Source organism: Streptomyces sp. NPDC008137 (genome assembly GCF_042957035.1).
GTDB lineage: Bacteria > Actinomycetota > Actinomycetes > Streptomycetales > Streptomycetaceae > Streptomyces.
Map to the genome: position 1 here is coordinate 143,687 of NZ_JBIBHN010000010.1, position 21,662 is coordinate 165,348.

Consider the following 21,662-nt stretch of genomic DNA (forward strand, 5'->3'; position numbering starts at 1 on the left):
ACCGGTGACACGTACGAGGGGCGGCCGAGGGGTTGACCGCCGCCTCAGTGACTCAGTCGTCCGTCCGGCGTCACCCCACCTTCTCGATCAGGGCCCGGCGGATCAGGAACTTGCCGGGCTCACGGACCTGTTCGAAGGCCGCGTTGTTGAGCAGCGCACAGCTGCCGGAGACCGAGGTGACCTCCACCGTCGTGGACTTGTTGTTGTCCAGGTTGGTGACCTTCAGCTGCGTGCCGACCGGGAACTGGTTGCTGGACGCGGCAGGCGCACCGCCCTCGCCGGAGAGCGTGACGGTGGAGCCGTTGCACACCTGCTGTCCGGAGGCCGCGGCGCCGCCACCGGCGTCTTCCGCCGGGGCGGACTCCGCGGGCTGCGAGGCCTCGGCGCCCCCGGCGGCGTCCTGACCGCCGCCGGCCTGCTCACCGCCGGCCTGCTCACCGCCCTGTGCGGGCTGCGACGGCTGCGCGGCCTGGGAGTCCTGAGCCGACTCCCCAACCGTGCACCCCGACGCTTCCTGCTTCCGCTTGATCTCCTCGATGACCGCCTCGCGGTTGGCGATCCGGGCTTCCGACTGCGCGTCGGGGTTGGCCCGCTGGTCGGCTATGAACTTCTCGTTGTTGCCGAGGGCGGTGGCGAGTCCCAGGCAGGCCGTCGACTCCGCCGCCGACCTGGTGGTCGGCGGCGAGGCGTTCGACGTGCTCGCCATGACGAAGGCCCCGCCTCCCGCCACCGCCGCCGCGCTCACCAGCAGCGCGATCTTCTTCGTTGGGCCGAGAGTTCTCCTACGCGACATGCGCGCCTCCTGAAGAGGTAGGGGAGCGTACGCCGCTATGTACGAGATACCGAACGAGGTTACTCATCGGTTACAGGAGTCAGTGAAGTGACCTGCGCCACATGCGAAAAGAGGGGTGGTCAGCGCGACAGCGCGTCCCGCACGGCCTCCTCCGTCCGGCCCACCACGGCCGTGCCGTCGTCCGCGGTGATGATCGGGCGCTGGATCAGCTTCGGGTGCTCGGCGAGCGCCTTGACCCACCGGTCACGCGAACCGGCGTCCCGCGGCCACTCCTTGAGCCCGAGCTCCTTGGCCGCCGCCTCCTGGGTGCGGGTGATGTCCCAGGGCTCCAGGCCGAGGCGCTCGAGAACGCCACGGATCTCGTCCTCGCTCGGCACGTCCTCCAGGTAGCGGCGGACGGTGTAGTCGGCCCCCTCGGCGTCGAGCAGCGACACGGCGCTACGGCACTTCGAACAGGCCGGATTGATCCAGATCTCCATGCGCCCACGGTACGCGCCACCGCCACTGTTCGAATTTCGGCCGACCTCAGGAGCCCCTCGCGGACCTGCCGTGACATGGCGCCAATTTCCCTGCTCACCTGGGCTTTTGTCGTGCCTGGCGGACTCCCCGTTGTCAGTGCCCGGCGGTAGAATATAAGCAGTGTTCGAGGGTGGCGCCGGGGTCGCGGAGGACTCCGGTGGCCGCCCGATCGCGACAGGAGGATGTCTGTGCCCGCTGCCGCTCTGAAGTCGAAGCCGTTGCCCACCCAGTCCACCGCGAAGCGTCCCGTCCTGCTCGACCTGCCGTACGCGCCCGTGGAGAAGCGGCCGCTGCCGCCGGGCCGGCCGCGCGAGTGGTACGTCACGCACAACCGCCGTCTCAAGGCGATGCGACTCGCCATCGCCCTGCTCGACTCCGGCGTCTACATGCCGAACCAGGCCCGCAACGAGACGATCCGCCGCGCGGCGGAGCAGATCGGTGTCCACCCGCCGTCGGAGACGACGTGCCACATGGTGCGGGCGCTCATGCGCTACGCGCGCTGAAGCCGGTCCACCGGTGTTCCCGGCGCGGGGAACACCGGTGGGTTCAGCCGGGCGAAGCCCTCCTGGCGTTCGTACGGGAAGTAGGGGTACGGCGCCGGGCGATGGCTCGCCGCGTCGAGCCTCGCCGACTGTTCGGGAGTCAGGCTCCAGCCGACGGCGCCGAGGTTCTGGCGCAGTTGCCGCTCGTCGCGGGCGCCGATGATGACGGAGGACACCGTCGGCCGCTGGAGCAGCCAGTTGAGGGCCACCTGCGGCACGGCCCTGCCCGTCTCCTCCGCGATCTCGTCCAGCGCGTCGACCACGTCGTAGAGGTGCTCGTCAGTGACGGGCGGGCCGTAGTCGGCGGTGCGGTGCAGCCGGCTGCCGGGCGGGAGCGGTGTTCCGCGGCGGACCTTGCCGGTGAGGCGCCCCCAGCCGAGCGGGCTCCAGACGAGCGCGCCGAGGCCCTGGTCGAGGGCGAGCGGCATGAGCTCCCACTCGTAGTCGCGGCCGATGAGGGAGTAGTACACCTGGTGGGCCACAGGGCGCGGACGGCCGTACTTCTCGGCGGCCGCGAGGGACTTCATCACCTGCCAGCCGGAGAAGTTGGAGACGCCGGTGTAGCGCACCTTGCCCGCCCGGACGAGCGTGTCGAGCGCGGCCAGGACCTCTTCGACCGGCGTCCCGGCGTCGAAGGCGTGGAGCTGGAACAGGTCGATGTGGTCGGTTCCCAGCCTGCGCAGCGCGTCCTCGCAGGCCGTGATCAGACGGGAGCGGGAGGAGCCCGCGTCGCCCGGTCCGTCACCCATCGGCAGGCCGGTCTTGGTGGAGACGATCACTTGGTCCCGGCGGCCCTTGATCGCCTGCCCCAGCACCTCCTCGGAGGCCCCGGCGGAGTAGACGTCGGCGGTGTCGAACATCGTGATCCCGGCGTCCAGGCAGATGTCCACCAGGCGGCGCGCCTCCCGCGCGTCGGTCGTGCCCCACGCGCCGAACAGCGGACCCTGCCCGCCGAAGGTGCCGGCTCCGAAGCTCAGCGCCGGAACCATGAGTCCGGACGCGCCCAATCGCCTGTATTCCATCTCGGCCCCTTTCAGCCCTGAGTTAACGGGTCTGTGGTTCCGTTAACAGTCACTAAGGTAACAGGGTGAACCGCTTAATGGAACGGGAGTGCCGTTATGGCTGACGGAGGCGAGCCGGGGACCGTACGGCCCGGAGGGCGCACGGCGCGGGTAAGGGAAGCCGTGTTGCGGGCGGCCGAGGACGCCCTGACCGAGCAGGGCCTCACCGGCCTGGACCTGGCCGACATCGCCCGACGCGCCGGAGTCGGCAAGACGACCGTCTACCGCCGCTGGGCGACGGTCACCGGGCTGGTGGCCGACCTCCTGCTGGACATGGCCGAGCAGTCCGCCCCGCGCACCGAGACCGGCTCGCTCCTCGGTGACCTCACGGCCAACGCCCGGCTGGTGCAGCGCACCCTGACGGACCCCCGCCAGGGACCGCTGTTCAAGGCGCTGATCGCCGCCGCCACCGGCGACCCCAGGACGGCCGCGGCGCTCCGGCGCTTCTACGACATCCGCGTCAGGGAATGGGCTCCCTGCGTACGGCAGGCCGTCGACCGGGGCGAGGTGCCCGAGGGCACCGACACGCATGAGGTGATCCGTGCCGTCTCCGCCCCGCTCTACTACCACCTGCTGATCAGCGGCGCCCGGCTCGACGGCGCCACGGCCGACCGGGCCGCCGAGGCCGCCGCGACGGCGGCACGCGCGGGCGTCTACGTGCGGGCCTGAGGCTGACGAGGAGCGGCCTCAGGCGTAGCGCTCCAGCAGCCCCGTCACATACGCCTCAAGCCGCCCGCACAGCACCTCCGGCGTCAGGTCGGTCCGCCCCAGCTCCCGCCAGGGGACCGCCAGTTTCGCCGCGTCGGGGACGTAGGCCAGGGCGTCGAGCAGCCGCCAGTACAGATGGTCCGGCCCGCCGGCCAGGCGCCGGCCGCCGTGTGCCTCGTAGCGCTCCCGGAATCCGAGGCCGTACTCCGGGCCGTGCAGCAGGGCGAGCGCCGTCGAGCAGTGGGCGACGTCCAGATCGGCGGGACCCCACGAGGTCTCCACCCAGTCGACGACACCGCCGATCCGCAGACCGGCCCCCGAGCCCGTGAACAGCACGTTCCCGGGGTGGAAGTCCCGGTGCAGGAAACAGCCCTCGTACGGCGGGGGAGCACGGCGGATGACATCCACGGCCCGCTCCCACCCCGGGGGAACGCCCTCCGGCGACGCCCACGCCTGGTAGACGCGCGGACGCTCCGCGGGGACGACCCGGTGGATCCCGGCCAGTTGAGCCGCGAGCAGCTCCACGCGCGCGTCGAGGTCCTCCTCGTCGACCCGGACCCGCCCCGGCAGCACGGACATCAACAAGGACGGATGGTCACAGTGCTCGGCGGTCGCGTCCACACCGATCAGCTCGGGCGCGGGCACGCCCTTCTGCCCGGCCAGCAGCGTGAGCACGTCCGCCTCGCGGGCCAGCAGCCCGGGGGCGTGCCGCCGGAAGAAGGGCTTCACGAAGGTCCGCAGGGCGAGGGCGCTGCCGTCGTCGAGGGTGAGCCGCCGCATCTGGGCGCTCCAGCCACCCTTCAAAAAAGACGACTTGTCGACCGTACGGCCCTCCGGGAGCTGCTTGGCCACCCACGCCCGGGTCGCCGTCCAGCCCTGCTCGCCGAAGCCGGTCAGCAGGGCGGCGACGAACGCCCGCCGGTCGTCGGGACGGTCGCGGAACCACAAGCCCAACCGGTGCTCCGCCTCCGGGAGTTCCCAATGGGTGAACTGGGCGCGCCGGGCCAGCGCCGCCGAGACGGCCTCCGTCACGGCGGACGGGATGACCTCGTCCGTGCCCGGCACCGCGAGCACCGCCCGTCCCTCGTACGCCCGCAGCACGTCGAGCGCGGGCGACGTACGCCAGCCCCCGGCCGTGCGGATGATCTCGCTGAACCGCCCGTTACCCTCCCCGAACGGCAGGTCCCACGCCTCGGCCGCGTACACCGCGGGCGCGCACAGCCCCAGGGCCGCCACCCGGTCCCCGTAGTGCCGGGCGAGATCGGCCACCGTCTGACCGCTCATGCTGAACCCGACCAGGACCAGGGGCCCGTCCCCGTCCGCGTGCGCGTCGATCACGGAGACGGCCTGCTCGAAGCGGCGGCGCAGGCTCAGCTCCCGCAGCCGGCCGGTGCTCTCCCCGTGCCCCGAGAAGTCGAAGGCGAGGGCGTGGCAGCCGTGCGCGGCGAACTCCGACAGCAGCGGCACCAGCCGCTCCTTGCTGCCGTTGCCCGCGCCGTGCAGGACCACGGCGGTCGCCACCGCCGCCGCACCGGCTCCGCCGTACAGCCCGCTGAGTCGTTCACCGCCGGTGGTGTGCGTGAAAGGGATCAACTCCAGCTCGCTCATACGGCAATTCACTCACGCCGCGCAAGCTCGTGAGGGGCGGTCACAGCCCGGGCGCTCCCCACACCGGGAACCAGCGGCCGAGATCCTGCTCGATCCGCAGGTCGCCGGCGAGAGCCGCCCGAACCTGGAGCTCCAGCGCGTTGTCGCGCCGCTGCGTCTCGCCGCCCGGCTGCGGGGCGAACGCGTAGAAGGTGCCGCGCTTGTAGAGATAGACCAGCGCGAGCCGCCGCCCGGCCCGGTCCCGGAACCCGGCCAGGGAGCACAGCAGTTGCGGGCCAAATCCGTTGACCTCCATCTGGCTGTTCACGGCGTGCAGGTCGTTCACGAGCGCGTGCAGCTGATCGGGGGCGCGGCGCGAGACCAGCCAGGAGTAGCCGTAGTCGTCCTGCCGTAGTTCCACCGGTGGACCGTCGCGCTCGGTGTCGGCGTCCAGCAGGGCCCGCACCTCGCGGTGGGTCTGCTCGAAGGCCCCGCCCTCGACCGTGGCGAAGCACACCGCGCCCTGCCCGGTCGGGGTGAAGCCCGACGCGGCCTCCAGGGTCACGGCCGCCGACGGCAGCGCGAACAACCGGTCGAGATCCGCCGCGACCGGCTTGGTCCGGCCGAGCAGGATGTCCAGCAGCCCCATGCCCCGCTCACACCCCTCCGGGTGCCGCCGCCTCGCCCAGCTCGGCGGAGATCCGGCCCAGTTGGTCGAGGCGCTGCTCCAGGCTCGGGTGGGTCGAGAGGAGCCGTGCGACACCGGGGTCGCGGCCCAGCGCCGGGGTGAAGTAGAAGGCGTTGAAGGCCTGGGCCGTGCGCAGGTCCTTCGTAGGGATGCGGGCGATGTCGCCGGAGACCTTGGTGAGGGCGGAGGCGAGAGCCGAGGGCCGGCCGGTGAGCAGCGCGGCCGCCCGGTCGGCGGCCAGTTCCCGGTACCGGGACAGGGCCCGGATCAGCAGGAAGCTGATCGCGTACACGGCGGCGGCCACCCCCATCACCGCGGCGAAGACCGCGGCCGTGTTCTGGTCCCTCCTGGCCCCGCCGAACACCTGCGAGTAGAACGCGAACCGCACGATCAGCCCCGCGATCACACCCAGGAAGGACGCGACCGTGATCACGGCGACGTCCTTGTGCGCCACATGCGACAGCTCGTGCGCGAGGACGCCCTCCAGCTCGGCCGGCTCCAGCCGCCGCAACAGCCCCGTCGTCACACAGACCACGGCGTGGTCCGGGTTCCGCCCGGTCGCGAACGCGTTCGGCATGTCCATCTCGGAGACGGCCACCACCGGCTTGGGCATGTCCGCGATGGCACACAGCCGGTCCACGACCCCGTGCAGCTCGGGAAACTCCTCCCGCTCCACGACCCGCCCGCGCATGGCGTACAGCGCGATCCGGTCCGAGAACCAGTACTGGGCCCCCAGCAGTCCCGCCGCGACCACCACGACGAGCACCCAGGACTTCAGCAGCACGATCAACGCCGCCACGAACCCCACGTACAACAACCCGAGCAGGAACAGCGTGATCCCCATACGGGTGGTCAACCGCCGGTCGCTCCGGAAGCGGCTGTGCATCTGCATCACCCCGCAGTCAGGCACTCGTCCCACTGCCAGTGTGCACCCGGCCCCGCCCATGAACGGGTCGTGATCGCCCCCAGGACAGGCAAAGGCGTCAGCCGCCCGCGCCCACGGCGTACCCGGGCACGGACGGCCACCGCACGGTCAGCACCACCGACTCCTCCTCCGCGACCCAGGAGTGATCGACCCCGCGCCCCCACACGACGTAGTCCCCCTGCCGCTCCAGCAGCACATCGCGCCCGGGCAGCTCCACCCGGAAACGCCCGCTGATCAGCACCAGCAGCGCGGTCCGCTCCTCACCCCGCACCCACTCCGCCCGCTCGTCACCTTTGGGATGGACACCCCACTTGACCTCGACGGTCTCGCTGTGCCGGGGGTCCCCGACGTCCTTGAAGTGCCCGAGCAACCACCCTCGGTCCAACACCGCGTCAGTACCCGCGTTGCCCACATACACACTGTCGTCCGTTTCCCCGCTCCTGACGTCCTCGTCCATCTCCCGCTCGCTTGCCTTTCCGGGGAGCGTAGGTCGCACGCCCCGGGTCGGTCGCGTGCATTACCCGGTCGGCCGGGGCCACAGCGTCTGCTCGCCGGGCTGCTGGGCGCCCTCGCGGACGCCGGCGCTGACCAGCCCTGTCTCGTAGGCGACGATGACGGCCTGGACGCGGTCACGGAGTCCGAGTTTGGAGAGGACGCGGGCGACGTGGGTCTTGACGGTCGTCTCGGCCAGGTGGAGGCGGCCGGCGAGTTCGGCGTTGCTCAGCCCTCGGGCCAGCAGGCCGAGGACCTCCAGTTCACGCGGGGTGAGCGAGGCGAGGTCGCGATGGAGGGCGGCGGTGTCGCCGCCGTGCTGGGTGAACCTCTGCACGAGGCGGCGGGTGATGGCCGGCGCGAGGAGAGCGTCGCCGGTACGGACCGTGCGGACGGCCGCGGTGAGTTGCTCGGGGGTGACGTCCTTGAGGAGGAAGCCGCTGGCCCCGGCGGACAGCGCCGCGTAGACGTAGCGGTCGAGGTCGAAGGTGGTCAGGATGATGACGCGGGGTGCGTCCAGGGCGGCGCCCGTGAGGATGCGGCGGGTGGCCTCCAGGCCGTCCGTCTCGGGCATCCGGACGTCCATCAGAACCACGTCGGGCCGGGTGCGGCGGACCGCTTCGACCGCTTCGGTCCCGTTGGTCGCCTCGGCGACGACATCGATGCCCTCGGCGCCGAGGATCAGCCGGAATCCGGTGCGGACCAGGGTCTGGTCGTCGGCGAGGAGCACGCGTAGCGGCTCGGTCACGGTGTCTCCAGAGGGATCAGGGCCTCCACGCGGTAGCCGCCGGTCAGGCGCGGGCCGGTGTGCAGGGTTCCGTCGTGGACGGCGAGGCGCTCACGCAGGCCGATCAGGCCTCGGCCGTTTCCGGCAGCCGCGCCCGCACCAGGGTGCCCGCCCGTGTCGGTGACTTCCACCCGGAGCCGTTCCGGGCCGTACTCGACGGTCACGGCGGCGGTGGCCCCGTGGGCGTGCTTCACGGTGTTGGTCAGGGCTTCCTGGACGACACGGTAGGCGGCGAGTTCGAGGCCGGGCGGGAGAGGGCGGGGCGGGCCGGTCACGGTCAGGCCGACGGGCAGGCCCGTGTCCCGGACCCGCCCGACCAGTGTTTCCAGCTGGTTCAGGCCGGGTTGCGGGTCCGGCACCGCGACCGTGCCGGCCGGGTCCGCGCCAGGCCCCGTGTCCGTCGCTTCGCCCTCGTCGGCCATGGTGAGCAGTCCCATGACATGGCGCAGCTCGGTCATGGCCGCGCGCCCGCCCGCCTCGACGGCGAGCAGCGCCTCACCGGCCTGCTCGGGGGAGGTTTTCATGATCTTGCGGGCGGCGCCCGCCTGAATGATCATCACGCTGACGTTGTGCGTGACGACGTCGTGCAGTTCGCGGGCGATCCTGGCCCGCTCGTGCTCGACGGCCCGGCGCAGCGCCTCGGCCTGTTCGCGTTCCAGGGCCAGGAGCCGGGTGCGGCCCTCGTCGGTCCGGAGTTTCCAGGTACGCAGACCGACGGCGGCCACGGCCATCGGGACGAGGCTCAGCAGGGCGATGTAGTGGTTGGGGACGATCGGTGTCACCGAGTTCCCCGAGGTACCGACCAGGACGACCGACACCGGCAGCGCCGCCAGGGTCGCCACCCGGTGCGGGCTGTACACGGCGGCGCTGTAGACGGCGATGACGAACGCGTAGAAGGTCAGCCGCATGACGCTCTGCGGTGTCGCCAGAGTCGCGGCTGTCACGAGGCACAGCACGGCGAGCGGGTAGCGGCGGCGCAGTGCCAGGGCACCCGAGGCGACGACCGCGAGGGTCACCATGTAGGCCAGGCCGCCGGGTCCGGACGGGCGTGGCACGACGATCTCCACGCCGGGTGCGATCTCACGCATCACGACGACGTTCACGTTGTCGATGCCGTAGTAGACGGTGGCGACCGCGAGCGCCAGCGCCACCAACGCGTCGAACCGCCACGCGCGCGGGCCGGGTCGCGGCGGTGGACCGTTCGGCAGTCTGGCCTCACGGAGCGCCCGGCGGGCTGCTGCCCGTAGTCGCTCCAGCGTCGTACGTACGTCCGTCACCGGGTCATTGTCGTCGCCGCGCCGAGCCTGCGGAGTCCGTCCCGATGGTCATTTCCCACAGCACCGAATACACCACGCGACTACATCGCAGGGATGACGTCCGCGCGGATCCTCCCAGCGCGGTACCGCAATGGGTCCGAGCGGCCGACGCGTGCGGGCCGGGCTCGCTCCTAGCGTTCACGCAGCCGACTGCCCGTACCCGAGGAGCCCTTCATGACCATGCCGGTGATCGAACTGCGTGAGGTGAGCCGACGATACGACGACGGCCCGCCCGCCCTGCACGCGGTGTCGCTGACCGTACGGCCCGGCGAGGCCGTCGCGATCCTCGGCCCTTCGGGCAGCGGCAAGTCCACGCTGCTCAATCTGATCGCGGGCCTGGACCGGCCCGACACGGGGACCGTCACCGTGGACGGGCTGCGGGTGGACCGGCTGGGCGAAGCCGGACTGGCGCTCTACCGGCGGTCGAAGATCGGCATGGTCTTCCAGTTCTTCAACCTGCTCGACGATCTGACGGTCTCCGACAACGTCGCTCTGCCCGCCCGCCTCGCGGGTATGGCACGCGGCGTGGCAGACCAGCGGGCGGCGGTACTCCTGGAACTGCTGGGCATCGACCGGCACGCCCGCGCCTACCCGGGGCGGCTGTCCGGCGGCGAGCGGCAACGCGTCGCGGTGGCCCGGGCGTTGATCAACCGGCCGGCGCTGCTCCTGGCCGACGAGCCGACCGGGGCCCTGGACACGGCCGCCGGACAGGACGTCAGCAGGCTGCTCACCGACCTCAATGCCGAGGGTCAGACCATCGTCGTGGTCACCCACGATCTGGCGCTGGCCCGGTCCTGCACGAACCGTACGGTCCGGATCGCCGATGGCCGGATCACCGAGGATGTCCCCTCGCAGGCCGTCGCCCCGGAGGCCGTCCGATGAGCGCGCTCGGCAAGGTGGTCCGCTCGGGGGTGGGACGACGCCGGGTGCAGACGCTGGTGATCGGGCTCGCCACGATGATGGCGGTGGCCGCCTCCGTCCTCGGCGGAACGCTGCTGGTGGTCTCCGGCGCGCCGTTCGACGACGCCTTCGCCAGGCAGCACGGCGCGCATCTGTCCATGGAGTTCGACGCGGGCAAGGTGAGTGCCGGGCAGCTGTCGAAGTCCAGGGACGTCGAAGGCGTTAGCGACGCGGCAGGGCCGTTCCGTACGGCGACCGTCACACCGCGGTCGGACGGGGCGGGCCCCGGAGGGCCGATGACGGTGGTCGGCCGGGGAGACCCAGGCCGGGCCGTGGACGAGGTGGCAGTGCTCGACGGGCGGTGGGCCACGCACTCCGGTGAGATCGTGCTGTCCGCCGGCTCCCCGCTCGTCCCGGCCCTGGGCATGAAGGTGGCCTTCCCCGATCTGCCCGGCGGTCCGACGCTGACAGTGGTCGGTGTGGCCCGCTCGGTCACGCGGACCGCCGACGCCTGGGTGGTTCCCTCCCAGCTGCCGGCGCTCACCGCGCCGGCGCCGGGCAGCGGCGGCTACCAGATGCTCTACCGCTTCACCGACGCCGGTACCGCCGGGCAGATCACCGCGGGCGGCAAGGGCGTGACGCGGTCCCTGCCCCCGGGAGCGGCCGTCGGCGAACGGTCATGGCTCGCCGTCAAGAAGAGCGCCGAGCGCGACACCGCCGTCTACGTCCCGTTCCTCATCGCGTTCGGCGCCCTGGGCATGGTCATGTCGGTGCTCATCGTCGGCAACGTCGTCGCGTCGGCCGTCGGCACGGCAACGCGCCGCATCGGCATCCTCAAGGCCGTCGGCTTCACCCCGGCCCAGGTCGTACGGGCCTACGTGGGCCAGGCGTTGATCCCGGCGTCCGTCGGCATGGCTCTCGGTGTCGTCGCGGGCCATCTGCTCGCCGTCCCCGTCCTGGCCGAGACCGAGGACGTCTACGGCACCTCGTCGCTGGCCGTCGAGCCCTGGGCCGACCTGGTGGTGATCGCCGGGGTGCTCGGCCTGGTGGCGGCGACCGCGTGGGCGAGTGCCTGGCGCGCCGGACGGCTGCGTACGGTCGACGCGCTCGCCGTCGGGCGTACCGCTTCGGCGCGGCGCGGCCGGTGGGCGGTCCGTCTGGCCGGCCGGCTGCCGTTGCCGCGGCCGGTCGCCCTGGGTCTGGCCCGGCCCTTCGCGCGGCCCGCCCGTGCGCTGGCCATGGGCACGGCGATCCTGTTCGGCGCCATCGCCGTGACGTTCACCGTGGGGATGGTCGCCTCGCTCGGCCAGGTGATGAAAGCCAAGGCCCACGACGCCGCCGATGTCACCGTGCCCGCGCCCCTGCCGGACTTCGGGCCCCAGGTCCCCGGCCGGGAGAAGCAGCCCCGGGCCGACCCCGCCGCGGTCGCCGCGGCCGTCGAGGCCGCCACCGGGACCGGGAAGTACTACCGCGCCGCGACGGTACGGGCGGCCGTGTCCGGCCTGACCGGCACCATCGACGTGATCGCCTTCACCGGCGACGCCTCCTGGGGCGGCTACACGATGGTCTCGGGTCGCTGGATCGACAGGCCCGGCGAGGCCGTGGTCCCCACCCCCTTCCTGGCCGCCACCGGCACCCGCGTCGGCGACACGGTCACCCTGAACGGCCTGGCCGAGCCGGTCACGGTCCGGATCGTCGGCGAGGTCCTCGACCCCCGCAACGACGGCATGCAGGTCTTCACCGACGCCTCGACCCTCAGGGCCGCGCATCCCGACCTGACGGAGACGAGCCATCACATCGCGGTCACATCAGGCACCGACGTGACCGCCTACGTGACCGCGCTGAACAAGGACCTGACACCGCTGGGGGCCACCGCCCAGGCCGGCGGGCCCGGCGCGGGCGGCGACATGGTCGCCACGCTCAACGCGCTGTCCGCGGTCCTCACGCTGATGCTCGTCGCCGTCGCCGCGCTCGGCGTGCTCAACGGCGTGCTGCTCGACACCCGCGAGCGCGTCCGGGAGATCGGCGTCCACAAGGCACTTGGCATGACCCCCCGGCAGACCATCGCGATGGTCCTCACCTCGGTCGTGGTGACCGGCCTGGCCGCCGGCGCTCTGGGCGTGCCGCTCGGCGTGACTCTGCACGGCTGGGTCCTCCCGGCGATGGGTGACAGCGTGGGGCTCCGCCTCCCCGCTTCCGTCCTCGCCGTCTACCACCCGGCCGAGCTGCTCCCGCTCGCACTCGGCGGCCTGCTCATCGCCACCCTGGGCGCGCTCCTGCCCGCCGGCTGGGCCGCCAGGGCCCGGACCGCCACGGCCCTGCGCACCGAATGAGGAGGCGGGCCCTAATACGGCGCCCGGAAGTTGATGTACCCCAGCAGCACGATCACCGCCGCCACACAGCCGAACACCACGGCCGTGGAGACCCACGACGAGCGGGAGCCGGAGCGGGAGCGTGAGCGGCCGCCGCGTGAGCGATGGTCGGGGTCGGGGCGGAAGGGAACGGGGCCGGGAGGGTCGTGCTTCCAGCGGGCTGCGAGCATACGGGCCCGGGCCGAGGGCTCCTTGTGCTCGGCGTCGTCCGCCCATCTGAGGTCGAACTCGCGCTCCTGGCCGTCCTGTTCGTGTTCAGACATTCCCACTCCACCCCCGTGTGGTCCTGTCAGCAGAATAGAACATACGACCGCGCCCCCGCTGCCGGTACAGCGGCGGGGGCGCGGTCGTGATGCCTCGATCAGGCGTCGATCACACGTCGAAGTACAGCTCGAACTCGTGCGGGTGCGGACGCAGCTGCAGCGGCGCGATCTCGTTGGCGCGCTTGTAGTCGATCCACGTCTCGATCAGGTCCGGCGTGAACACGTCGCCCTGGAGGAGGAACTCGTGGTCGGCCTCAAGGCGGTCGAGGACGGCCGGGAGGGAGGTCGGGACCTGCGGGACGCCCGCGTGCTCCTCGGGGGCCAGCTCGTAGAGGTCCTTGTCGATCGGCTCGGCCGGCTCGATCTTGTTCTTGATGCCGTCCAGGCCCGCGAGGAGCAGCGCCGAGAAGGCCAGGTACGGGTTGCCGGAGGAGTCGGGCGCGCGGAACTCGACGCGCTTGGCCTTCGGGTTGGAGCCCGTGATCGGGATACGCATGGCCGCGGAGCGGTTGCGCTGCGAGTAGACCAGGTTGACCGGCGCCTCGAAGCCCGGGACCAGGCGGTGGTACGAGTTCACCGTCGGGTTGGTGAAGGCCAGCAGCGACGGGGCGTGCTTGAGGATGCCGCCGATGTAGTAGCGGGCGGTGTCCGACAGGCCCGCGTATCCGGCCTCGTCGTAGAAGAGCGGCTGGCCGCCCGTCCACAGCGACTGGTGGACGTGCATGCCCGAGCCGTTGTCACCGAAGATCGGCTTCGGCATGAAGGTCGCGGTCTTGCCGTTCTGCCACGCCACGTTCTTCACGATGTACTTGAAGAGCTGCAGGTCGTCGGCTGCGGCGAGCAGCGTGTTGAACTTGTAGTTGATCTCGGCCTGGCCGGCGGTGCCCACCTCGTGGTGCTGGCGCTCGACCTGCAGGCCGGCCCGGTCCAGCTCCAGGGAGATCTGGGCACGCAGGTCGGCGAAGTGGTCGACCGGCGGGACCGGGAAGTAGCCGCCCTTGTAGCGGACCTTGTAGCCACGGTTGTTCTCGAGGGCGCCGGTGTTCCAGGCGCCGGCCTCGGAGTCGATGTGGTAGAAGGACTCGTTCGCGCTGGTCGCGAAGCGCACGCTGTCGAAGACGTAGAACTCGGCCTCGGGGCCGAAGTACGCCGTGTCGGCGATCCCGGTGGAGGCGAGGTAGGCCTCGGCCTTCTTCGCCACGTTGCGCGGGTCACGGGAGTACTGCTCGCCCGTGATCGGGTCGTGGATGAAGAAGTTGATGTTGACCGTCTTGTCGCGGCGGAACGGGTCGACGCGCGCGGTGGACAGGTCGGCGCGGAGCGCCATGTCGGACTCGTGGATGGCCTGGAAGCCGCGGATCGAGGAGCCGTCGAAGGCGAGCTCCTCGGCCGGGTCGAAGGCCGATGCGGGGATCGTGAAGTGCTGCATCACGCCCGGCAGGTCGCAGAAGCGGACGTCGACGAACTTGACGTCCTCGTCCGCGATGAACTTCTTGGCCTCGTCGGCGTTCTGGAACATCCAGCTCCTCCTACTCCCGACCGTCCCGCCGGGGTGGTAGTTCGTTCGTGCTGCCAGTGCGGGTGGCACACGCTGACGTAGACCCTAGGGACGGGTGATTTCTCTGGCGTGACTCATTTGTTTCGCACAAGTTAACCGGCTCACTCTCCACCGTAGCCCGATCACACCCCGCCGTGCCCTGGTCATTTACGGGCGCAGTACCGTGGACGGGTGGACAACAGGCAAGCACTCGGATCGTGGCTCTCCGGGCCCCGCGCGGCCGCGGAAGAGGCCGGTGTCGACTTCGGATACCGGGGCGAGCAGCTCGGTCTGCCCGAGGAGGGACCCGGCTCGATCGCCCGTCCGGGGCGGCGTCTCGGCGCCCTCGCCGTGGACTGGGGTCTGAGTCTCCTGATCGCATACGGTCTTATCACGCAGAGCTACAACGAAGCGGCCCAGATCTGGGCGCCGCTCATCCTGTTCGCCCTCATGGTGCTCACGGTCGGTACGGTCGGCTCCACCCCGGGCAAGCGGCTCCTCGGCCTGCGGGTGCTCGCCCTGGACACGGGCCGCGTCAGTCCCTGGCGGACCCTCCTGCGTACGGTGCTGCTCTTCCTCGCGATCCCCGCCCTGGTCTGGGACCGCGACGGCCGCGGTCTGCACGACCGGATGGCGGGCACGGTCGAGGTCCGTATCTAGCGCCACAGTGACCCTTCACTGACGACGTACAGTGACCCTTCACTGACGACGAAGGGGCGCCCGGTGTGATCCGGGCGCCCCTTCGTCGTCAGTGTGCGGGGTCAGCGAGCCTTCGGCCCGCCCTTCGGCAGCTTCATGCCCTTCGGCATGGGCCCCTTCGGCAGCGGCATGTTGCTCATCAGGTCGCCGAGGGCGCGCAGCCGGTCGTTGGTGGCCGTGACCTGCGGTCCGGTCAGCACGCGCGGCAGCTTGAGCATGGTCGTGCGCAGCTTCTTCAGCTCGACCTGGCCCTCGCCGGTGCCCACGACCAGGTCGTGCACGGGCACGTCCGCGACGATGCGGTTCATCTTCTTCTTCTCGGCGGCGAGCAGGGACTTCACCCGGTTCGGGTTGCCCTCGGCCACCAGGACGATGCCGGCCTTGCCGACCGCGCGGTGCACCACGTCCTGGTTGCGGTTCATCGCCACCGCGGGGGTCGTCGTCCAGCCCCGGCCGACGTTGTCGAGCACCGCCGCCGCGGCACCGGGCTGTCCCTCCATCTGCCCGAAGGCGGCCCGCTCGGCCCGGCGCCCGAACACGATCGCCGACGCGAGGAAGGCGAGCAGGAGGCCCAGGATGCCGAGATAGATGGGGTGACCGATCAAGAAACCGATCGCGAGGAAGACACCGAAGGTGACGATTCCGACTGCCGCGAGTACAAGACCGATCTTCTTGTCGGCCCTGCGGGTCATCTTGTAGGTCAGAGCGATCTGCTTCAGTCGCCCGGGGTTCGCAGCGTCCGCTGCAGGTTCCTTCCTCGCCATGGCACGAAGTCTACGTGGCCCCACAAGCGCCGACGACGGCAGTGCCCGCGGGGGCCCCGTGGGGGAGGGGCCGCGCTCAGGGGCGGACGGACACGGAACGGGAAACGGACTGGTCGAGGACGCGCTGCGTCTCGACCCGGTCCTTGGCGCGGCGGCGGTCCTCCAGCACGGAGGTCCACGCGTTGCGGCGGGCGGTGCGCTGACCGCTGCTCATCAGCAGCGACTCGACGGCACGCAGTGCGGTGGTGAAGGACGGAATCGCGGTGGCGCGGACCGGCGCGGCCTGCATGGGTGAGGTCCCCCCTCGGTATGGGTGTACGTGCTGTGAGTTCAGCGTCACTGATTGGTGTTACCAGGGCGTGACCGGCCGGTCAAACACCCATGAAGCCCCGGCGGGGAGCGGTGAAACGCCGACGCGGTCCTGACATGTGCCCTCATCTGCGAGGACGGTCAGGACCGCGTCGAATCGGCCGCTACTGGCGAGTAGTCTCTTGTGCGGGAATTCACACGCTTGTCTCGCCCGGTGTCGGGCAGGGGCGGTGACGGTGCGTCAGGCGGTCTGGGCCGCGATGCGCGCGTCCCGCCGCTCCATGGCCATGGTGAAGAGCCGTCCCGCGCGGTACGAGGAGCGCACCAGCGGGCCGGACATCACACCGGAGAAGCCGATCTGCTCGGCCTCCTGCTGCAGCTCCACGAACTCGTGGGGCTTCACCCAGCGCTCCACGGGGTGGTGGCGTACGGAGGGCCGCAGGTACTGAGTGATGGTGACCAGCTCGCAGCCGGCGTCGTGCAGCTGCTTCAGCGCGTCGCTGACCTCCTCGCGGGTCTCGCCCATGCCGAGGATCAGGTTCGACTTGGTGACGAGGCCGTAGTCACGGGCCTCGGTGATGACCTTCAGGGAGCGCTCGTAGCGGAAGCCGGGGCGGATGCGCTTGAAGATCCGCGGGACCGTCTCGACGTTGTGCGCGAAGACCTCGGGGCGGGAGGAGAAGACCTCCGCCAGCTGCTCGGGGACGGCGTTGAAGTCGGGCGCGAGCAGCTCGACCTTCGTCCGGCCGTCCTCGCGGTCCGCCGTCTGCTGGTGGATCTGGCGGACCGTCTCGGCGTACAGCCAGGCGCCGCCGTCCTCCAGGTCGTCGCGGGCGACGCCGGTGATCGTGGCGTAGTTCAGGTCCATCGTGACCACGGACTCGCCGACCCGGCGCGGCTCGTCGCGGTCGAGCGCCTCGGGCTTGCCGGTGTCGATCTGGCAGAAGTCGCAGCGCCGGGTGCACTGGTCGCCGCCGATGAGGAAGGTCGCCTCCCGGTCCTCCCAGCACTCGTAGATGTTGGGGCAGCCGGCTTCCTGGCAGACCGTGTGCAGGCCCTCGCTCTTCACGAGGTTCTGCATCTTGGTGTACTCGGGACCCATTTTCGCCCGGGTCTTGATCCACTCGGGCTTGCGCTCGATGGGGGTCTGGCTGTTGCGGACCTCCAGGCGCAGCATCTTGCGTCCGTCGGGTGCGACTGCGGACACGACCGGCTCCCTAGCGATTGATTCTTCGGCGCCCTCAAGGGTACGCCCGTGGTTTTGAATGCCTGCGGGGGTGCCAGCCCCTCCACAGCCCGTTTTATGCCGCCGGGGTCTTCTCGATCTCCCGCGGCTTCAGCTCCGCGTTCTCCAGTACGTCCCTCAGGTGCCGCTCCACCACCGGCAGGACCTCCTCGATCGTCACGTCGCGGCCCAGCTCGTTCGCCAGGGACGCGACGCCCGCGTCACGGATGCCGCAGGGGATGATCCGGTCGAACCACTTGTTGTCGGGGTTCACGTTGAGCGCGAAGCCGTGCATGGTGACGCCCTTGGCCACGCGGATGCCGATCGCGGCGATCTTGCGGTCCTCGCGGCGCTGGCCCGCGTTGGACGGGGCGTACTCCGGGCCGTTCATGCGCGGGTCGAACTCCTCGTCGTGCAGACGCGGGTCGAAGTCCAGGGCCAGGCCTCCCCCAGCCTCCGGCCGGGGGGACCCCCAGGTGGGACGCCGCTCGACCGGGTCGCCCAGGACCCACACGCCGCTGCGGCCCTCGACCCGGCTCGTCTCCAGGCCGAACTCCGCGCAGGTGCGGATCAGGGCCTCTTCGAGGCGGCGTACGTGCGCCACGACGTCCACCGGGCGGGGCAGCTTCTGGATCGGGTAGCCGACCAGCTGGCCGGGGCCGTGCCAGGTGATCTTGCCGCCGCGGTCCACGTCGACGACCGGCGTGCCGTCCAGGGGCCGCTCGTTGTCCGCCGTGCGCCGTCCCGCCGTGTAGACCGGGGGATGCTCCAGGAGCAGGACCGTGTCGGAGATCTCGTCGGCGAACCGCGCCGCGTGCACCCGGCGCTGCTCGTCCCAGGCCTCCTGGTATTCGACGGCCTGGTCACCGAACCCCATGCGGACGAACCGCAACCCACTCACGGCAAGCGCCTCCCTCGGACAGGTGTGTCAGACACGTATCGCGCCCAAGCCACTGTACGTCCGGCCCGCAGACGTCAGTCCCGGGGCCAATCCTCACACGATCGGATGAATGTCCGCGAAAATGTGTGATGGGGTGCTTACTCTCCGCTACATTCGCGCCGTCCAGCAAGCCAAAAGGCCTGCTCACAGGCAATCCGGCACAGTACCGACACCGGAAGGCAGGAGACCGCACCGCACCATGACGGAACGACCCGCGCAGCGCACCCCCAACCGACAGCTCGCCGCGCTCATCGCAGAAGCGGGGTTCTCCAACGCGGGACTCGCCCGTCGCGTGGACCAGCTCGGTCTCGAACACGGGCTCGACTTGAGATACGACAAGACCTCCGTCACCCGGTGGCTGCGCGGCCAGCAGCCCCGGGGTACCACGCCCGCGCTCATCGCCGAGGTCTTCACCCGGCGTCTGGGCCGCCGCCTCACCGCCCAGGACCTCGGCCTGGACGCCTGCGCCCCGGTCTACGCGGGGCTGGAGTTCGCGGCCGCCCCCGAGGAGGCCGTCGACATCGTCAGCGGGCTGTGGCGCAAGGACTCCGGCAGCCACGCCGAGCTGCGCAAGATCGCCTTCACCCCGGCCGGGCTCGTCGTGCCGAGCCGGGACTGGCTGATCGGCCGGGCCGACGAGAAGGTCGCCCGGGGCGAGCCGCCCGCCGCCCGCATCCCGGCCCAGGGCCGCGTCCCCGTCCGGCTCCCCGCATCGGCCGAGCCCGGCCTGCCGTCCCTGCCCCGCCAGCGCGGCCAGGCCGAGCGCGGCCCCGGCCAGAAGGTCACCGCCGGCGACATCGCCGCCCTGCGCTCGGTCGGGGAGCTCTTCCGCACCCTCGACGACGCCTACGGCGGCGGTCACGCCCGCCAGGCCCTGGTGCGCTATCTGGAGCACGAGTGCGAGCCGATGCTGCGCGGCACCTACGGCGAGCAGACCGGCCGCCGGCTGTTCGCGGCCGCCGCCGACCTGACCCGGCTCGCGGGCTGGACGTCGTACGACATCGCCGCGCACGGACTCGCCCAGCGCTACTTCGTCCAGGCGCTCCGGCTCGCCCAGGCGGCCGGGGACCGGACGTACGGGGCGTATGTGCTGGTCACCATGAGCAGGCAGGCCGTCTACCTCGGGCACGGGCGGGAGGCCGTGCAGCTCGCCCGGGTGGCACAGCAGGGCGTCGGCACCTCGGCCCCGCCCGTCGTGCAGACGCTGCTGCACGCCTCCGAGGCGCGCGGGCACGGGGTGCTCGGCGAGGTCCGGGCCTGCACCGCGGCCCTGGTCCGTGCCGAGCGCGCCCTGGAGACGGCCCGGCCCGGGGACGACGTACCGCACTGGGCGAGGTTCTTCGACGAGGCACAGCTCGCCGACGAGTTCGGCCACTGCCACCGCGACCTGCAGCAGTTCCGCGCCGCCGCCCAGCACGCGGAACGCTCCCTGCAGCTACGCGCCCCCTCCTACGCCCGCAGCCGCCTCTTCTGCCGCGTCGTCCTGGCCACCGCCCGCCTGGGCCTGGGCGAACTCGACCAGGCCTGTCAGTTGGGGGCGGAGGCGGCGGGCCAGGCCGCGGAGATGCGTTCGGTGCGGGCGGTGGAGTACGTGAGGGACTTCGAGCGAAGGCTGGAGCCGTACAAGGACGCGGCACCCGTGCGGACTTACCGCGACAAGGTGGCGGCCTTGGGGTGAGGTTCCTTGCTTTCAGGGGCGCGGGGAACTGCGCGACAAGCCCCCACGCACCCGCACCCCTGCAAAGCACCTACGCAGCCCGCGGAACAGTCGGCAGCGGATCGGCAACATGCATCGACCGCCCCGCCCCCAAGTCCGCCAATATCGCCGCCGAAGCCCGATGCCCGGAGTGCAAAGCCCCCTGCACCGTGCTGGTATCCCGGTGATCCCCACACACATACAGCCCGGCGATCAACCGCACCGGCCGCCGCAGATCATGCGGCGGCCGCATCGCCGGCACAGCCTCCACCGTCTGGTGTACGGCCAACGTCTCCCACCGAGCCGTCGGCATCCCGTACAGCCGCGCCAAGTGCATCCGCACCGCCGTGTCGACATCCCCCGGCGGCCGTCCCAGCACCGTCGAGGACACCAGTGCCCGCCCGGCAGGGGCACGGGACGGATCGACCCGGCTCACCACCGCCGTGTGCGCGACCGGCCCACCGAGATCCGCGTCGAGCAGCAGCGACGCCCCCGTCTCGGGCGGCTCGTCGGTCGTGTGATGTACCACCGTCACCGGGTGGAAGTCCGGCACCCGCAGCCCCGGCAGCAGCTCGGCGGCGGCCCGGGCGTCGGTCGCCACCAGCACCGCCCGGCAGCGGATCTCGCCGTGCTCGGCGGTGGTCACCGAGGTCGTGGAGACCGAGGTGACGCGCACGCCGGTGTGTACGGTGCCCGGCGGCAGCGTGCGTGCCAGCAGCTCCGGCAGGGCCTCCGCACCGCCCTCCGGTACACAGAGCCGGCCGCTCGCGAAGGCCCGCAGCGCCAGGTCCGCGCACCGGCTGGACGTGGTCAGGTCCGGGTCGCACAGCAGGGCGGCGAGCAGCGGACGCAGGAAGCCGTCGATCGTACGGGCGGGCAGCCCGCGCGCCGCCAGGGCCTCACCGGCGGGCCGCTCCGGGCGGGCCAGCAGCCGTTCGGCCGGGGTGCTCGCCAGCCGGGTGAGAGCGGCCCCCAGCCGGGCCTGGTCGACGGCCGTGCCGAGCGGGGCGCCGGACCGGCTCCGGGGCACCGAGACCTGCCGGCCCGGTACCGCCACCGGCTTCCTGGGCGCGACCGGCGACCGGGGAGCGCTCGCCAGGGCGCGCACCGCATGGAGCGCGCCCCGTGCGCCCCGTGCGCCCCCTGTACCGGCCTGGACGCCCGCGCGATGGTGGCGGCCGTCGCCGTGCAGCAGGACACCGGGCGCGAAGGGGCGCAGCACCAGCCCGCCCAGGCCGGGTGTCAGTCGCAGTTCCGGGTAGGCCGTGGACAGCAACTGGCCGATTCGGTCGAGCCGGAAGCCGTCCACCTTCTCCGTCGCCATGCGGCCGCCGACCCCGTGGGCGGCCTCCAGGACCATGGTCGTCACTCCTGCGCGGGTGAGCCGGTTCGCGGCCGAGAGTCCGGCGACCCCGGCCCCCACGACGACCACGTCCGCCTGGTACGCGGGCTCAAGCACGTGCCCCTCCTCGAGGTTGCGCGGGCGCTGGAGACGTCATGCCCTCAACAGGCCGCAGGGATACGCGAGTTCTGGTCGAG

General features: G+C 71.6%; 22 protein-coding genes. 6 read left to right on the top strand and 16 right to left on the bottom strand.

From position 1 onward, the window contains the following. Positions 1 to 70: 70 nt before the first annotated feature. Together ACFZBT_RS19090 and ACFZBT_RS19095 are read right to left on the bottom strand one after the other, a co-directional pair. The gene (locus tag ACFZBT_RS19090) at positions 71 to 793 is read right to left on the bottom strand and encodes a hypothetical protein (protein WP_391104790.1); all 723 of its coding nucleotides are present in this window, start codon (positions 791 to 793) and stop codon (positions 71 to 73) included. A gap of 119 nt (positions 794 to 912) precedes the next feature. Next, positions 913 to 1,272 carry an ArsC/Spx/MgsR family protein gene (locus ACFZBT_RS19095; RefSeq protein ID WP_391104793.1) on the bottom strand — a complete coding sequence of 120 codons (360 nt, stop codon included), beginning with the start codon at positions 1,270 to 1,272 and terminating at the stop codon, positions 913 to 915. A gap of 228 nt (positions 1,273 to 1,500) precedes the next feature. Between ACFZBT_RS19095 and ACFZBT_RS19100 the strand changes: the two genes are divergently transcribed. Further along, positions 1,501 to 1,815 (top strand): hypothetical protein, encoded by a 315-nt coding sequence (locus ACFZBT_RS19100; protein ID WP_391104796.1) that lies wholly within the window; start codon positions 1,501 to 1,503, stop codon positions 1,813 to 1,815. Here ACFZBT_RS19100 and ACFZBT_RS19105 read toward each other — a convergent pair. Further along, complete coding sequence (locus ACFZBT_RS19105; protein WP_391104799.1) at positions 1,803 to 2,876, bottom strand: aldo/keto reductase; 1,074 nt, start codon at positions 2,874 to 2,876, stop codon at positions 1,803 to 1,805. The two genes, ACFZBT_RS19100 and ACFZBT_RS19105, sit on opposite strands and share 13 nt — an antisense overlap. Before the next feature lie 96 nt (positions 2,877 to 2,972). On the opposite strand from ACFZBT_RS19105, the gene ACFZBT_RS19110 reads away from it, so the two are divergent. Further along, the gene (locus tag ACFZBT_RS19110) at positions 2,973 to 3,584 is read left to right on the top strand and encodes a TetR/AcrR family transcriptional regulator C-terminal ligand-binding domain-containing protein (RefSeq protein WP_391104801.1); all 612 of its coding nucleotides are present in this window, start codon (positions 2,973 to 2,975) and stop codon (positions 3,582 to 3,584) included. 18 nt (positions 3,585 to 3,602) lie between these two features. Here the strand turns inward: ACFZBT_RS19110 and ACFZBT_RS19115 are convergent, their stop codons facing one another. The 6 genes from ACFZBT_RS19115 to ACFZBT_RS19140 form a co-directional block, all read right to left on the bottom strand. Then, positions 3,603 to 5,231: an alpha/beta fold hydrolase gene (locus ACFZBT_RS19115; RefSeq protein ID WP_391104804.1), complete on the bottom strand. Its 1,629-nt coding sequence runs from the start codon at positions 5,229 to 5,231 to the stop codon at positions 3,603 to 3,605. 40 nt (positions 5,232 to 5,271) lie between these two features. Then, positions 5,272 to 5,859, bottom strand: coding sequence for a hypothetical protein (locus ACFZBT_RS19120; protein WP_391104807.1), 588 nt, complete (start codon positions 5,857 to 5,859; stop codon positions 5,272 to 5,274). A 7-nt stretch (positions 5,860 to 5,866) separates the two neighbouring features. Next, complete coding sequence (gene htpX / locus ACFZBT_RS19125; RefSeq protein ID WP_391104810.1) at positions 5,867 to 6,784, bottom strand: zinc metalloprotease HtpX; 918 nt, start codon at positions 6,782 to 6,784, stop codon at positions 5,867 to 5,869. 97 nt (positions 6,785 to 6,881) lie between these two features. Next, positions 6,882 to 7,280: a signal peptidase I gene (locus ACFZBT_RS19130; RefSeq protein WP_391104813.1), complete on the bottom strand. Its 399-nt coding sequence runs from the start codon at positions 7,278 to 7,280 to the stop codon at positions 6,882 to 6,884. A 60-nt stretch (positions 7,281 to 7,340) separates the two neighbouring features. Next, positions 7,341 to 8,063 carry a response regulator gene (locus ACFZBT_RS19135; protein ID WP_391104816.1) on the bottom strand — a complete coding sequence of 241 codons (723 nt, stop codon included), beginning with the start codon at positions 8,061 to 8,063 and terminating at the stop codon, positions 7,341 to 7,343. Then, on the bottom strand, positions 8,060 to 9,379 hold the full coding sequence (locus ACFZBT_RS19140; protein WP_391104819.1) for a histidine kinase: 1,320 nt from the start codon (positions 9,377 to 9,379) through the stop codon (positions 8,060 to 8,062). Before ACFZBT_RS19140 ends, ACFZBT_RS19135 begins: the two co-directional genes overlap by 4 nt. A gap of 213 nt (positions 9,380 to 9,592) precedes the next feature. On the opposite strand from ACFZBT_RS19140, the gene ACFZBT_RS19145 reads away from it, so the two are divergent. Together ACFZBT_RS19145 and ACFZBT_RS19150 are read left to right on the top strand one after the other, a co-directional pair. After that, positions 9,593 to 10,300 carry an ATP-binding cassette domain-containing protein gene (locus ACFZBT_RS19145; protein WP_391104822.1) on the top strand — a complete coding sequence of 236 codons (708 nt, stop codon included), beginning with the start codon at positions 9,593 to 9,595 and terminating at the stop codon, positions 10,298 to 10,300. Further along, positions 10,297 to 12,651 (top strand): FtsX-like permease family protein, encoded by a 2,355-nt coding sequence (locus ACFZBT_RS19150; protein WP_391104825.1) that lies wholly within the window; start codon positions 10,297 to 10,299, stop codon positions 12,649 to 12,651. Before ACFZBT_RS19145 ends, ACFZBT_RS19150 begins: the two co-directional genes overlap by 4 nt. Positions 12,652 to 12,662: 11 nt before the next feature. Here ACFZBT_RS19150 and ACFZBT_RS19155 read toward each other — a convergent pair whose 3' ends face one another. Beyond that, complete coding sequence (locus tag ACFZBT_RS19155; protein WP_391104828.1) at positions 12,663 to 12,953, bottom strand: hypothetical protein; 291 nt, start codon at positions 12,951 to 12,953, stop codon at positions 12,663 to 12,665. A 109-nt stretch (positions 12,954 to 13,062) separates the two neighbouring features. Next, a complete protein-coding gene (gene glnA, locus ACFZBT_RS19160) occupies positions 13,063 to 14,472 on the bottom strand; it encodes a type I glutamate--ammonia ligase (protein WP_382499331.1) in 1,410 nt (469 codons plus the stop codon). 210 nt (positions 14,473 to 14,682) lie between these two features. Between glnA and ACFZBT_RS19165 the strand changes: the two genes are divergently transcribed. Further along, positions 14,683 to 15,150 (top strand): RDD family protein, encoded by a 468-nt coding sequence (locus tag ACFZBT_RS19165; RefSeq protein WP_391104832.1) that lies wholly within the window; start codon positions 14,683 to 14,685, stop codon positions 15,148 to 15,150. Between the two features lie 101 nt (positions 15,151 to 15,251). Here ACFZBT_RS19165 and ACFZBT_RS19170 read toward each other — a convergent pair whose 3' ends face one another. The 4 genes from ACFZBT_RS19170 to lipB all read right to left on the bottom strand — a co-directional run bounded on the left by ACFZBT_RS19170 (position 15,252) and on the right by lipB (position 18,388). Further along, positions 15,252 to 15,953 carry a DUF4191 family protein gene (locus tag ACFZBT_RS19170; protein ID WP_391104835.1) on the bottom strand — a complete coding sequence of 234 codons (702 nt, stop codon included), beginning with the start codon at positions 15,951 to 15,953 and terminating at the stop codon, positions 15,252 to 15,254. 76 nt (positions 15,954 to 16,029) lie between these two features. After that, positions 16,030 to 16,242 (bottom strand): hypothetical protein, encoded by a 213-nt coding sequence (locus tag ACFZBT_RS19175; RefSeq protein ID WP_184596319.1) that lies wholly within the window; start codon positions 16,240 to 16,242, stop codon positions 16,030 to 16,032. Between the two features lie 261 nt (positions 16,243 to 16,503). Further along, complete coding sequence (gene lipA, locus ACFZBT_RS19180; protein ID WP_391104839.1) at positions 16,504 to 17,469, bottom strand: lipoyl synthase; 966 nt, start codon at positions 17,467 to 17,469, stop codon at positions 16,504 to 16,506. A 94-nt stretch (positions 17,470 to 17,563) separates the two neighbouring features. After that, positions 17,564 to 18,388: a lipoyl(octanoyl) transferase LipB gene (gene lipB / locus ACFZBT_RS19185; RefSeq protein ID WP_391104842.1), complete on the bottom strand. Its 825-nt coding sequence runs from the start codon at positions 18,386 to 18,388 to the stop codon at positions 17,564 to 17,566. A gap of 238 nt (positions 18,389 to 18,626) precedes the next feature. On the opposite strand from lipB, the gene ACFZBT_RS19190 reads away from it, so the two are divergent. Next, positions 18,627 to 20,105: a regulator gene (locus tag ACFZBT_RS19190; protein ID WP_391104844.1), complete on the top strand. Its 1,479-nt coding sequence runs from the start codon at positions 18,627 to 18,629 to the stop codon at positions 20,103 to 20,105. Between the two features lie 70 nt (positions 20,106 to 20,175). Here ACFZBT_RS19190 and ACFZBT_RS19195 read toward each other — a convergent pair whose 3' ends face one another. Next, positions 20,176 to 21,582: an FAD-dependent oxidoreductase gene (locus ACFZBT_RS19195; protein WP_391104846.1), complete on the bottom strand. Its 1,407-nt coding sequence runs from the start codon at positions 21,580 to 21,582 to the stop codon at positions 20,176 to 20,178. Positions 21,583 to 21,662: the final 80 nt, after the last annotated feature.

Excerpts from the sequence above, each read along its gene's own strand:
- ACFZBT_RS19190 (WP_391104844.1), top strand. The coding sequence starts at position 18,627 with ATGACGGAACGACCCGCGCAGCGCACCCCCAACCGACAGCTCGCCGCG.
- ACFZBT_RS19130 (WP_391104813.1), bottom strand. The coding sequence starts at position 7,280 with ATGGACGAGGACGTCAGGAGCGGGGAAACGGACGACAGTGTGTATGTG.
- ACFZBT_RS19105 (WP_391104799.1), bottom strand. The coding sequence starts at position 2,876 with ATGGAATACAGGCGATTGGGCGCGTCCGGACTCATGGTTCCGGCGCTG.
- ACFZBT_RS19150 (WP_391104825.1), top strand. The coding sequence starts at position 10,297 with ATGAGCGCGCTCGGCAAGGTGGTCCGCTCGGGGGTGGGACGACGCCGG.
- ACFZBT_RS19120 (WP_391104807.1), bottom strand. The coding sequence starts at position 5,859 with ATGGGGCTGCTGGACATCCTGCTCGGCCGGACCAAGCCGGTCGCGGCG.
- ACFZBT_RS19110 (WP_391104801.1), top strand. The coding sequence starts at position 2,973 with ATGGCTGACGGAGGCGAGCCGGGGACCGTACGGCCCGGAGGGCGCACG.
- ACFZBT_RS19095 (WP_391104793.1), bottom strand. The coding sequence starts at position 1,272 with ATGGAGATCTGGATCAATCCGGCCTGTTCGAAGTGCCGTAGCGCCGTG.
- ACFZBT_RS19170 (WP_391104835.1), bottom strand. The coding sequence starts at position 15,953 with ATGGCGAGGAAGGAACCTGCAGCGGACGCTGCGAACCCCGGGCGACTG.
- ACFZBT_RS19155 (WP_391104828.1), bottom strand. The coding sequence starts at position 12,953 with ATGTCTGAACACGAACAGGACGGCCAGGAGCGCGAGTTCGACCTCAGA.
- glnA (WP_382499331.1), bottom strand. The coding sequence starts at position 14,472 with ATGTTCCAGAACGCCGACGAGGCCAAGAAGTTCATCGCGGACGAGGAC.
- ACFZBT_RS19090 (WP_391104790.1), bottom strand. The coding sequence starts at position 793 with ATGTCGCGTAGGAGAACTCTCGGCCCAACGAAGAAGATCGCGCTGCTG.
- ACFZBT_RS19145 (WP_391104822.1), top strand. The coding sequence starts at position 9,593 with ATGACCATGCCGGTGATCGAACTGCGTGAGGTGAGCCGACGATACGAC.
- ACFZBT_RS19115 (WP_391104804.1), bottom strand. The coding sequence starts at position 5,231 with ATGAGCGAGCTGGAGTTGATCCCTTTCACGCACACCACCGGCGGTGAA.
- htpX (WP_391104810.1), bottom strand. The coding sequence starts at position 6,784 with ATGCACAGCCGCTTCCGGAGCGACCGGCGGTTGACCACCCGTATGGGG.
- ACFZBT_RS19175 (WP_184596319.1), bottom strand. The coding sequence starts at position 16,242 with ATGCAGGCCGCGCCGGTCCGCGCCACCGCGATTCCGTCCTTCACCACC.